Raw genomic sequence first — 12,742 nt, forward strand, 5'->3', positions numbered from 1 at the left:
AAGCCCCGGACGGGCTGAGACGAGCCCCCATGGATGGGTTTACGGCGTGTTAGCGTGGGCAAAACGGTTTTTGCTTACTCCTCTGTCTAGGCTGTTAGTTACCGCGGCAATAGTGGTTATTGCTGCGTATGGCCTAAGCCTTCATGCATCGCGTTTAAAATATGGCCATTGTCGGCATCGATTTCCCAGGCGAAAATACCGCCCAGCTGATGCTGCAAAATGTAAGCGCCTTTCTCGCGTACCGAGCGCTTGGTATCGATACTGATCAGCGTATTGCTGGCCGGGTTCCAGACATAGCTGGCCTTGGCGGTATCATCCCAGCCGACGGTAAAGCCGTTCACACCACTGGCCTCTGGCCCACCCATAAAGTCGGCTTCAATTTGCTTGTAGTCCATAATGCCGCGCTCCCAGCCGCCGGTAATGCCATCACCGCCCGTGCCGGTAAACGGATTGCCGCCTGTGGCCCCCGCCACATTCTGCCAGCCGCGACCATACATGGCGGCGCCTAAGGCAATTTTGCCGGCCGGTACGCCGCGGTTAAGCAGGTACTGCACTGCTTCATGCGCACTAAAGCCGCTGATAGGCGAGTTAGGTGAAGGATACAAGCCGGTCTGATGGCCCAGCACGCCATTCCAGGCACCGTAATAGTCGTAGGTCATCAGGTTGATGTAATCCATATGCTGATGTGCATCTTCCCAGTCGACAACGCTGAGTTTCTCTACGCCGCCGGACATCGCCGCGGCCAGCTCATAATCGCGACCAGTCTCGGCGCTTAACGCATCCAGTGCCTGGCGCAATTCGCGCATTAAGGTAGCAAAGCCGGCACCGTCCTGGGCAGAGCCTAACGCCGGGTTAGCACCGCCGCCGCCGGGGAATTCCCAGTCGATATCAATACCGTCGAAGAAATCATAGGTGCGGATAAAGTCGATAATAGAGTCGATAAAGACAGCACGGGCGGCAGCGTTAGTGCCGACATCGTACAGCGGATCAGATAGGGTCCAGCCACCGACAGACGGTAGAATTTTAACGTGCGGATGTGCCTGCTTTAAGCGGTACAGCTCGGCGAAAATGCCGCGGATCGGTTGGTCCCACACATCGCCCGGATAGCCTTTTTCCAGCGCGGCAAACTTATCGTGCACCACTACGGAGTAATCCGGCTTACCGCTGCACTGGCTGTTCAGCGCCGCGTAACCTTCCGGGTTAGCCTGGCGTAAGCCTTCGTTCGGGCCGCAGACCGGGATAAAGCCATAGTAAATATGCGTCAGGTTTTGTGCTGGTATATCGGCAGCATGAAAGGCGCGGCCATAAATGCCCCATTCCACAAAGTAGGCACCGACTTTTTTGCCGCTGGTGTTGTTAAAAGCGACATTATTTTGCTTAAGCGGGTGCGGCCAGGCGGTCATATCCAGATCGGTCCAGGGGTCGAAGCTGCCATCACCGCCGTCACCACCATCACCGCCACCTGAGCCGGCCACCACGCTGACCGTTTTGACATCGCTGTCGGTACACAGCAGCGCATCGCTGCTTTGCTGGCACAGACTAACGACAAAGTTATAGCTGCCGGTGCTGTTAAAGCTGACACTGGTGCTGCCACTTTGCGCAGCAGGTGTGGCGCTGCTAAGGCTGGCGCTGTGCACCACAGTGCCGTTTTGTTTTAACTGCCACAGGTTGCCGTTGTTACCCCACCACATGTTCCAGGCCAAATTCAGGCTGACGCTGCCGCCATTCAGGGTGACGCTGTTTTCGCTCCAGGCAAAGGTCGGTTTAGCCGGTGCGGCCGGGTTAACCGGTTCTACCGGGTCTGGGTCAACAGGATCAGGGTCAACCGGATCGGGCTCTACCGGGTCCGGTTTGCTGCCGCCTGTGCCGCTAATCGTAATAGTCGTAATGCCGCTTTGCGCGCAGTGCTCAGTGCTGCCACTGACATCACATAAACTGACCTGCAGCTGGTAACTGCCGGGCTGGGTAAAGGATAAGCTGGTACTGCCGCTTTGTGCGTTCTGGCCGTTGGGTGTTAATGCAGCTTCATAGACAACGCTGTCATTTTTATGTAAATACCATTTGTTACCGTTGCTGCCCCACCACATATCCCAGCGTAGCGGTACCTGCACGCTGCCATTTTGCAGGGTGTAGTCGGTCGGCATCCAGCTGATCACCGGGGCATTGGGTGTGGCGGCCTGAATACTGGCGGCCAGCAGCAGTAGTGATATGCCACTTCCGCCTTTAACTGCTTGTTTAAACATAACTTCCTCCAATGGTGTTGCTTAAGTGTTGTAATAGTTATGGCGATAATAGTTCGCAAAATCGTCCGGCTTTTAACAGCTTTTTTAATTCGAACGTTGGTTATTTTCTGCTTGCCAGCAGTGTCGTTTATACACACTGCTGATTAGAAAATAAGCGGTATTGACTATGGCAAATATGACAGCGTTGTCAAAATTTAGACTTGAGAATTTAATGATATTTTTGCTGGCAGAACTTAATTTACTGAATTTAAATGAAAAATAATTACAACCTGGCGTCAGGATAATTTACACATTATCGGGCCAATTTGGCGTTATTGGGGAAGGATGTTAATAGCGACAGCGGCACGATGAGCAGCGCCGCTGTGTTCAAAGGTTAGTCGAGGATGATATGCGGCACAAAGCGTGAGCTGTCTTTGGTGATCAGGCTGTTATCTTCACGGATACCTATGCCTGCCGCGCTGTCACCCACCACCCAGCTGCCAATCAGCGTATAGTTATTGTCAAACTGCGGCAGTGCTGCCAGTTGCTGGCGGATATAACCACTGTCGTTATAGGGGCCGTCTTGTGTCAGCCGTTTGCCATCGTCGGTCAGCAGTTCAATATTAGCGCCTTCGCGTGACAGCAGCGGTTTGCGCAACCAGCCAGGTTGTAAGTTGCTGCCATCATCAAAAAATGCCGGCAACAGATTCGGGTGGCCCTGATATTTTTGCCACAGCAGCGGCAGTATGCCTTTATTCGATAACAGGCATTTCCATAGTGGCTCAATAAACTGGGTTTGGCTGGTTAAAATGGTGCTGGCAAAGTCTTCCTGCAGCATAAATTCCCACGGGTAGAGCTTAAATAACCCCTGAATGGGAAAGCCGTCTAAGTCGACCAGCTGGCCGTCAATATCGCCTAATTGTTCCAGCTGAATATAGCGGCAATTAACACCGGCTTGCAGCGCAATATCCATCAGATAATCGACAGTGCCTTTATCTTCAATGCTTTCTGTTACGCTGGCAAAGTAAAATGGCTGTGGCAGGTTAAGTTCGCTAAAGGCTTGCTGTAGTTTATCCTGCAGCGAATTGAACTGATCTGCTCCCTGCGGCAGAGCGCCGCGCATCAGCATATCTTCCAGCCAGACCCACTGAAAAAAGCCGGTTTCATAGAGTGAAGTGGGGGTGTCGTAATTTAGCTCTAACAGCTTGGCCGGGCCTTTGCCGTTATAGCTAAAGTCCATCCGGCCATACAAGTGTGGCTCTTTTGCCCGCCAGCTGGCCAGCACCGCATCCCAGAACGGCTCTGGAATGGCTAGTTGAGTCAGCTTTTGTTCACTGGTAACAATATCATCTACCAAATCCAGCGCCATTTGGTGCAGCTGTTCGGTTGGGTCTTCCAAATCCTGTTCAATTTGCGCCAGGCTGAACTGGTAATATGCTGTTTCATCCCAGTACGGCTCGCCGTCAAAGGTATGAAAGTTAAAACCAACGCTTTCAGCAAAGGCTTTCCAGCCGGGGCGCGGGTTGCAGTTAATGCGCTTCATGCTAAGTTAACCACCAAAGCTACTGCTGCTGCGCCGTGCTGCCTGCGCGCCAAAGCCGCCGCGGCGTGCCAGGCTGCCAGCTTTAGGTTGCACAGCCGACGGGCGGATGCTGGTGGTGCCGGGTTGTGATGCGACAGCGGTGTTGGTTGCGGTACGAAAAGTGCTGCGATCATCGCGTGATTTATATAGCGGCTGGTTTGGCACCGGGCTGCGCGTGGCACTGGCAGTTTGCTGCTGCGGCGCACTGGCCATGCCGCCGCGGTTTAACATTTGCCCGGCCATAAAGCCCATCATCATCGGCATAAAAAAGCCGCTGCTTTGCTGGCTTTGTTGTGGGGTTGATTCAGTGTTATTTGCCGCTACAACCGGAGCGCTCTCACACTGGCCGATACCAAAATCGGTTTCACATTCCTGCTTATTGGCATAACGCGGCGCAACTTGCGGATGCAAGGCTTTAGCTTCGGCAAAGGCAGCTTTACATTCCGCCGGTGGGTTGTAGTAAGCCGCACATTCGTCCGGTGTGTTAAACACCTGTACTTCAACCGGTTTTTCGCCACAACCGGCCAGCACCAGGCCGGCTGCCGGCACCATCATAATCAGACGCGCGGTTTTACTGCGTTTAAATTGCTGGTTCATGCTTTACCCCTTAGTAGCTCATACAGGCAGCGTTTAGTATGCCCACGGTGACTGAACAACCGGCAGAAAAAATACCGGCCGCCAGCTCGCCCTGGTTAATACGTTGTGGCAATTGCTTAAGGGCAGCATTACTGATGAAAAACGTCAACACCTGCACTATTAACGCTATGCCGCCCCAGATGGCGCAATCAAGCAATGACATGGAATGGGTAATAGCGCTTGAAAGCGGCCAGGCAAAGCCAATAATAGCACCGGCAAAGGCGATGGCCGCCGCCGGGTTATTAGCGCGAATAAGGCCAAACTCGTCGTGTGGCGTAACCCAGGTATACAGCCGGACGAACACCAGCAGCAACACGACCGCCAGTGCGAAGTAAGCGGCAAAAGCCGGTAAGCCTGTTAACGAGCTTAGCGCAGTATCTAACATAACAATTCCTTGAGTAAGATGGTCTGCGCTGATCCTGCGCAAATTAGCCGGGTAATTCAACCAAAATCGGCTGCACAGCGCAGGTTATTTATCGCAGATAGCGCACAGCTTACCGGTTAAGCGCTGGACAGCCGTGATCTGTTACCTACACTGGCGCAGTAACGACTTAAATACATCACCACAACAACACCCCTGCAATAGCGCAGGTAAAGGTTAATTCAGGAACTGATAATGAAAAAAATGACCACAGTGGCGCTGAGTATTGCGCTGGCACTGGGTGTGGCGGGCTGTTCAAACAGCACCAGTAATGCCAGTGAAACCCCACTGCAAAGCGCCGCGGTATCGCCAGCCGGCTTAAGCTCGGGTATTACGCTGGCCAATATGGACACCACAGTGGCGCCGCAACAGGATTTCTTCCGCTACGTTAACGGCAGCTGGCTGGACAATACTGAGATCCCGGCGGATAAAGCGCGCTGGGGCAGCTTTGATGAGCTGCGCGAAAACGCCGAAAAGCAAGTGCTGGCGATAGTGCAGCAGCTGGCGGCAGAGCAACATGCCAAAGGCAGTGATGGCCAGAAAATTGCTGATTTGTATAACTCGTTTCTGGATGAGCAACTGGCCGAAGTGCTGGGTTTAAACCCACTGCGCGGCGAGCTGGCCGCAATTGACAACCTGAAAAGCCATGCTGATTTAACCGCGCTGTGGGGTAACTGGCAGCGTTACCGTGTCGGTACGCCGGTGGCAGTGTATGTCGGCCAGGATCAGAAGCAATCTGATCAATATATTACCGGCGCTTCACAAAGTGGTTTGGGTTTACCAGATCGTGATTATTATTTAAAAGACGACGCCCGCTCTGTCGAGTTACTGCAGCAATACCAGGCTTTTATTGCAAAACTGTGGACGCTGGCCGGCTTTGACAACGCCGGGCAGGTCGCCGCCGATATTGTGGCACTGGAAAAGCAACTGGCCGCCGCGCAGTGGAGCCGGGTACAAAACCGCGACCGTAACGCTACCTACAACAAGCTGACATTAGCGGAGCTAAATAAACTGGCGCCGGGCTTTGACTGGCAGGCGTTTTTAGCCGCAGCAGACCTGGGTGAAATTCAGCAATTAGTGGTACGTCAACCGACCTACTTTACCGCTTTTGCTAAGTTGCAGGCACAAACGCCGGTTAAGCAGTGGCAGCAGTATCTTAAGTTTCATTTATTGCGCAGCAATGCTAACAACCTGAACAAAGCCTTTGTCGATGCCAGCTTTGACTTTTATGGCAAAACGCTAAATGGCCTGCAAGAGCAGCGCAGCCGTGAGAAGCGCGCGGTTAGCCTGGTGGATAATAACCTCGGCTTTATGGTCGGGAAAAAGTATGTTGAGCAGTACTTTAAACCTGAAGCTAAGGCGCGGATGGATCAGATGATTGAAAACCTGCGCGTCGCGTTTCGCCAGTCCATCGATGAGCTGGAATGGATGAGCCCGGTAACGAAAAAGCAGGCGCAAATTAAGCTGGCCAAATTTAACACCAAAATTGGCTACCCGGATAAATGGCGTGACTACAGCTGTGTGGAGATTCACGCGGCCGATTTAATCGGTAACCTGCGCCGCAGCGCCGAGTGTGAATACCAGCGCACCATTGGCCGTTTAGGTAAGCCGGTCGATCGCACCGAGTGGGGTATGACGCCACAAACGGTTAATGCCTATTACAGCTCTACCATGAACGAAATTGTGTTCCCTGCCGCGATACTGCAACCGCCGTTTTTCAACGTAGAGGCTGACGATGCGGTAAACTACGGCGCTATTGGTGGCGTTATCGGCCATGAATTTACCCACGGCTTTGACGATCAGGGCCGCCGCTCAGACGGTGACGGCAACCTGCGTGACTGGTGGACCGAGCAGGACGCGGCGCAGTTCCAACAGCGGGCGCAGCTGATGGTTGACCAATACAGTGCCTTTAACCCGATTGACGATTTACACCTGCAGGGTGCGCTGGGGTTGGGCGAAAATATCGCTGACTTAGGCGGTTTAACGGTGTCGTTTAAGGCCTACCAAAACTCATTACAAGGCCAAAACGGCGCGCTGATTGATGGTTTTACTGCTGAGCAACGCTTCTTTATGGGTTGGGGCCAGGTATGGCGCATTAAATTCCGCGACGAAGCGCTGCGCCAGCAAGTGATCACCGGGCCACATTCACCGGGTATGTACCGCGTGCTGGGTACCCTGTCGAATATGCCGGAGTTTTATCAGGCGTTTGACGTAAAAGCGGGCGATGGCATGTACCGTGACGAAAAAGTACGGGTGAAAATCTGGTAGCTTATCAATCAGAGTAAAATGGGGGCAGGGCTCTCTGCCCCCTATCTTTCTGAAAGCGATATTTAATACCCGCAGTCATCAGCCATACGTCAGATCCATACAGGTTTCCATTATCGTCTTCCAATTTAAGCAGTACATTATACTCGGCGACTAAACTTACACGCTCTGTCAGGTTAAATGCAGGGCCGGTACCATAGATCAAACCTTTCCCTGTATTTTCTCAGCGTAACTGCTGCCCAAGATGCCATAAGCAAAGGAAGAATGAGTTTCACTATAAGCGGCGATAAGTGCAGCGAGGATTACCTTCAACATAGTGATTCTAATCTTTACTTGCTAAAAAGCACTGCAGATATAGCAAGCAGCAGATGAATCAATTTAATTTTTTATAAAAAATATGCCGGCAAAGTGTTGCTGGTTGTACAGATGCTGTGCTACCAGGTTATTGTCTATACATCTATAGCTTAAAAACTGATTTATAGTTTCTATAAAGATCTTGTTTTTATTTTATTGTTAACTATAGTTGTGTCTTTTTTTGCTTGGTAAGCATAATGGACGCTAAAAGGTTAACAATTATATTTTCTCTGGCAATGTTGGTATTTGCCAGTCATTTGCAGGCAGTAAGTGAACCTGCAATTACTTCGCAGTGTGGTCCCGGCAGGCCATTAGAACCTCTTAGTGGGCCCGTTGAAGCTGAACAGTTGACCACTGATACTTTGCTTACATCAAGTAAAGACCAAGCCAGTTTAATTCAAACTGTTTGTGTTCCACCTGGTGTGCCGACAAACCCCCAAACGGTACTTTCTGGTATGCAGGTAACGTTTTCCTGGTCTGCTAGTGCTAATGCTGTTCACTATCTTTTGAAACAAAAGACGAACTCTTCTCTTGCCGGTGAAATTTATATAGCAGGCACATCCAGATCGTTCACTGGTGCTGAAGGATACATATACGCCTTTCAGGTTAGTGCTTGTAACGACTACGGTTGCTCACCTTATACAACATTAAGTAATACTGTAACCTTACCGGCGAAACCTTCTACTCCGCCGCCGCCAGCCGCAGCTTTTGAAGTTGATAAGGTTAAAGCCAGTTGGTCGCCAATTAGCGGCGTAACGCAATATTGGATACAACAAAGTATCAATGGTGGCACTTGGACCAACGAAACTAACTTGGGTTCAGTACGGTATCTATATGTTCCTGCGACTGCCAATGCAAGGTATCAATTTAGAATTAAAGCCTGTAACGCTGCAGGTTGTTCAGGGTATTCTGCCGGTTCAAACATTATTCTCGTCACAAAAGCTGCCACGCCTTCATTATCTGTCGGCGCCGGCACCTATGTTAATAATGCTTCGATAGCGCTCTCGTCAACTGCAGGCGCGACTATCCGCTATACAACAAATGGTGCTTCTGTCACAGTTAACTCGGCAATTTACACTTCACCAATTGCAATAACATCAAATACAACTTTGATGGCAAAAGCTTATAAAGCAGGCATGCTCGACAGTGATCAGGTGACGGCAGTTTATAATATTAAGCCCTCCACTCCTACGATTAGCCCTGGTGGCGGCAGTTTTAACGGCGCTACTACCGTTAGTCTGGGCAGCCCGACCAGTGGCGCTACGTTACGCTACACACTGAACAATACGGCGGTTACCGCCAGCTCAGCAGTGTACAGTTCGCCATTAAACATCAGCAGCAACAGCACAGTTAGGGTAAGAGCATATAAAGCCGGATTGGCGGCCAGTGATGAAGCCAGTGCTACTTTCACTATTAAAGCCATTAGGCCAACCATTAGCCCTGCCGGTGGCAGTTTTACTGGCTCAACTACGGTAAGTCTAAGCAGCCCAACCAGCGGCGCAACGTTACGCTATACCCTTAATAACACTGCTGTGACAAGTAGCTCGGCGGTTTACAGTGGTCCATTGACGATCAGTAGCACTAGCACCTTACGGGTGCGGGCGTATAAATCCGGCATGGCAGACAGTGATGAAGCTAGTGCCAGTTTTAGTATCAAAGCGCTGACTCCGACCATCAGTCCTACAGGAGGCACGTTCACCGGTTCAACTACAGTAAGCTTGACCAGCCCAACCAGTGGCGCGACATTGCGTTACACAGTGAATAATACTGCGGTTACGTCAAGCTCTGCCGTTTACAGTGGACCATTGACGATTAGTGGCAATACCACCTTACGGGTACGGGCGTATAAATCCGGTATGGCAGACAGTGATGAAGCCAGTGCCAGCTTTACTATAAAAGTGCCAGTACCAACGCTGGTTCCGCAAAGTGGAGTGTATGATAATTCAACAATGGTAACGATTACCTCGAATATGTCTGGTGCAACTGTGCGCTACACCTTAAACAATACTGCAGTCACAGCATCATCAACGATCTACAGCGGACCATTCCCTTTAACATCCAGCGCAACCATACGCGCTAAAGCATTCAAGTCTGGTCTGGCAGATAGTAATGAAGTCAGCTCTCAAATAACCATTACGCCATTTTCAAAAGTGAAGTACATCCACTCGGATGTTTTAGGTAGCGTTATTGCTGAGTCGGACGAAGCCGGCAATGTAACAAAGAAAACAGATTACAAACCATTTGGTGAAAGTAAGGATAACTAAGATGCAAATTAGAACACTCGCTTTGGTCATATTGGCAGTTTTAACCGCATCTTATCAATCGGAGGCTATTGCTAAAGACGAAATGCAGGCGCGAATTGACGCTGCAAAAGAAACCTATACTGAACCAACAGTGTCAGCTTTCAGCATGCAGAGTTTCTCGACGGCTTCTGCCACCAGCGGAACAGCATCAGATGAAAACCGTAATCAACTCATGGCTGAATTGGCTTTGGAGCGATTGGAACAGTCATTTGAGATATCGCCTGAAACCACCGATTTAATAGGAGACGCTGTAGATCTGAGCTCAGGCGGGCTAAGTCTGACTCAGACTGATATTACGATACCCGGCAATTTTCCACTTGAGGTCGCCGTTACCCGCACGTTTAAAGGCCGACAGTATGCTTCGCGCAACGCGTTAAGTTTTGCAGACTGGCAATTAGACCTTCCGGCTATCTCCACCTCGATGTTACAACTGCCGGATGGCAGTTATACCGGGGCTTGGGGGCGGGGAAAAGCGTGCTCTGGTGATTTAAACCCCGGTGTATCAAGAACAGCTGACGATCAATTTAGGGTTGTGCCATCACAATACTGGAGTGGTGACTTTATTAATATTCCAGGTCAGGGCGGCGAACGCATTTTACAGTTGCCAAATTCTACTGAGAAGTTTGCCAAAAATTGGAAATTACACTGTATTAACTCTGGAGGCATTGAAGGCTATAAAGCTATCCGTTCAGATGGTGTAAGTTTTACTTTTGACAAACTATTACTGGTAAACACAACACCGGTTGAGATCAATTGGCGCGAGATGAACGTAAACATCGAGACGCCCCGCTACAACGCGCTATTGCAAGTGTCAAAGGTAGAAGACCGTTTTGGTAACTGGGTGCAGTATCACTACAACGCACCAGGAGAGTTGGCCTATATACTTTCCAGTGACAGCAGACGTATAGATTTTCAATATAAACAAGGGACAAACAGGCGGATTATTGACACCATTACTGCTAACAATCAGACTTGGTCGTATCAGTATCGCGTGACATATAATGCCCTAAATATTCCGCATGACCAGCTTAGTAAAGTAGTATTGCCGGATGGCCGGCAGTGGCAATTTGATTTGCAACTGGACGATTTCGCTGAATTGCAAGCGAAGTGGATGATTTACGGTGCAGAAGACAGAATTGTTGGCGAAAAACAATGTCTTAATGCAGGGAGTGTAAACCAGACCACGACTATTACTAACGCACATACTGCAACTATTACTCACCCAAATGGTGCGCAAGCCAAATTTACCCTGGCTCCCAGATGGTTTGGCCGTAGCCAGGTACCGGTAAGTTTTACAGGTCAGAATAGATATAATAACTATGATCGCTGTCTGGTGAATTTTGCTGTAGTAGAAAAGCATTTAGCCGGGCCTGGCATGTCAGCGTTGAAATGGACCTATCACTACTCGCAAAACCCGGGTATATACAAAAGCACTCACCCATACGACAGCGGCCCTGGCGGTCAGCCGTTGTCTGGCTTACCTGCCAGCGTTGCAGGTTACAGCCTGGATGATTTAAAAAGTACAACGGTAGTCGCGCCCGATGGCAGTAAAGCTATTCATGTGTTTGATCGCAGTTTCACGGTAACTGAAAACCAGAAGGTTGCAGAGTTTTACTTTGACACAGACGCCTCTACCTTATTGCAGAGCAAACGCTATCAATATACGCCAATGGCGGTTAATGCTGAAGCTAGGCTGTATTATTGTGCTGAAGCGACATCGCCAGCAGGTATTTGTCGCGGCCCGGTGTATGAAAACGAAGCCCCGCACAAGCATTTTGTTAATAAGTCTTATGAGTTAACTACAAGCTACGTTAATAACGCTTCTGCTGACAGTTTTACGACATTGTTTAATGATTATAACAGCTACGGTCAGTATACCCGGCTGGTGGAGTTCAGTTCGGTCGACTCCAAATCTAAGCATACCCGCTTAAGCTTTCAGCACGACCTGACAAATTGGTTACTAAATTTGCCGACCAAGACGGAAGTTTCTGAGAACGCGTTAACCTGGACAACGGTAAGCGAGACAACCTATTACCCATCTACAACGAGCTACAAATCGTTGCCAAAAGAGCAATACCGGTTTGGCATATTACGCAGCACCAATAGCAGTTATCACAATGATGGTAACCTTAAACTGTTAACCATGAACTCGCCTAACCTTTGGGCGCAGTATGAAAATTACAAGCGGGGCAAACCGCAGCTGATTAAATTGCCGCAGCGTTATGCGACAACCTGTACTAACCCTGCTAGTTGTTATATCAGCGCCACGCAAACGGTGAATGATGATGGCACCGTTGCACAGGTAACAAACTTTAATGGTGTTCGTACCAATTATGAGTACGACACTATGCGGCGGTTAAAAGCAGTTAAGCCGGCAGATACGCGTTGGTCACCAAGCTATATTAGTTATGCCCTTACGTCGGGCTTCTTTACGCAAAGCCTCAGTAAAGGTAATTACCGAAAAACAACCCGCTTTGATGCGCTGTTGCGGCCCATTCTTACAACAGAGTGGGACAATAGCGATATTGCGTCCACCAGACGGTATACGGCGCAACGGTTTAATGCCTATAACAAACCTGAGTTTGTGTCTTTCCCAAGCGCCAGCAACACTGAGCAAAATGGCACCGTGTTTGAGTATGATGGTTTACAACGTCAAACCCGCCAATATAACAATGTAACCAACGTGGGCACCGACTACGCCTACCTGTCAGGTAATCAGCTTAAGACAACTGATGCCAGGGGCAATGTGACTTATACGTCGTATAAAGCTCTGGGCCATCCCGCACACGAGTTGGTAACAAAAATTGAAAGCCCGGAAGGCGTGACGACAGATATTACCTATAACCTGTTTGATAATGTCACAGCGGTTATGCAGGGCGGCATAACAGAAAGCCGCATTTACAATGCACACCAGCAGTTGTGCCGCTTGGTACGGCCAGATGTAGGGCACACCGCATAC

At 49.9% G+C, this 12,742-nt stretch carries 8 protein-coding genes; 3 read left to right on the top strand and 5 right to left on the bottom strand.

What is annotated here, in order from left to right:
- Nucleotides 1–116 precede the first annotated feature (116 nt).
- From RNAN_RS17585 to RNAN_RS17600, 4 genes are all read right to left on the bottom strand, one after another.
- Nucleotides 117–2,243, bottom strand: a complete 2,127-nt coding sequence (locus tag RNAN_RS17585) for a glycosyl hydrolase family 18 protein (RefSeq protein ID WP_008224300.1) — start codon at nucleotides 2,241–2,243, stop codon at nucleotides 117–119.
- 373 nt (nucleotides 2,244–2,616) lie between these two features.
- Complete coding sequence (locus RNAN_RS17590) at nucleotides 2,617–3,765, bottom strand: glutathionylspermidine synthase family protein (RefSeq protein WP_008224301.1); 1,149 nt, start codon at nucleotides 3,763–3,765, stop codon at nucleotides 2,617–2,619.
- Nucleotides 3,766–3,771: 6 nt separating this feature from the next.
- Complete coding sequence (locus RNAN_RS17595) at nucleotides 3,772–4,401, bottom strand: DUF1190 domain-containing protein (RefSeq protein ID WP_008224303.1); 630 nt, start codon at nucleotides 4,399–4,401, stop codon at nucleotides 3,772–3,774.
- A 10-nt stretch (nucleotides 4,402–4,411) separates the two neighbouring features.
- The gene (locus RNAN_RS17600; RefSeq protein ID WP_008224304.1) at nucleotides 4,412–4,825 is read right to left on the bottom strand and encodes a DUF350 domain-containing protein; all 414 of its coding nucleotides are present in this window, start codon (nucleotides 4,823–4,825) and stop codon (nucleotides 4,412–4,414) included.
- A gap of 231 nt (nucleotides 4,826–5,056) precedes the next feature.
- Here RNAN_RS17600 and RNAN_RS17605 point away from each other — a divergent pair, with 231 nt between their 5' ends.
- Entirely contained in the window at nucleotides 5,057–7,129 is a 2,073-nt protein-coding gene (locus RNAN_RS17605; RefSeq protein WP_008224307.1) for a M13 family metallopeptidase, read from the top strand.
- 4 nt (nucleotides 7,130–7,133) lie between these two features.
- Here RNAN_RS17605 and RNAN_RS19565 read toward each other — a convergent pair whose 3' ends face one another.
- A complete protein-coding gene (locus RNAN_RS19565; protein ID WP_040552550.1) occupies nucleotides 7,134–7,331 on the bottom strand; it encodes a hypothetical protein in 198 nt (65 codons plus the stop codon).
- A 346-nt stretch (nucleotides 7,332–7,677) separates the two neighbouring features.
- On the opposite strand from RNAN_RS19565, the gene RNAN_RS18990 reads away from it, so the two are divergent.
- Together RNAN_RS18990 and RNAN_RS17620 are read left to right on the top strand one after the other, a co-directional pair.
- Entirely contained in the window at nucleotides 7,678–9,744 is a 2,067-nt protein-coding gene (locus RNAN_RS18990; RefSeq protein ID WP_008224308.1) for a chitobiase/beta-hexosaminidase C-terminal domain-containing protein, read from the top strand.
- Between the two features lies 1 nt (nucleotide 9,745).
- On the top strand, nucleotides 9,746–12,742 hold a 2,997-nt coding region (locus RNAN_RS17620), incomplete at its 3' end, for a hypothetical protein (protein ID WP_202802326.1).

Origin of the sequence: Rheinheimera nanhaiensis E407-8 (genome assembly GCF_000296695.1) — a bacterium.
Lineage (GTDB): Bacteria > Pseudomonadota > Gammaproteobacteria > Enterobacterales > Alteromonadaceae > Alishewanella > Alishewanella nanhaiensis.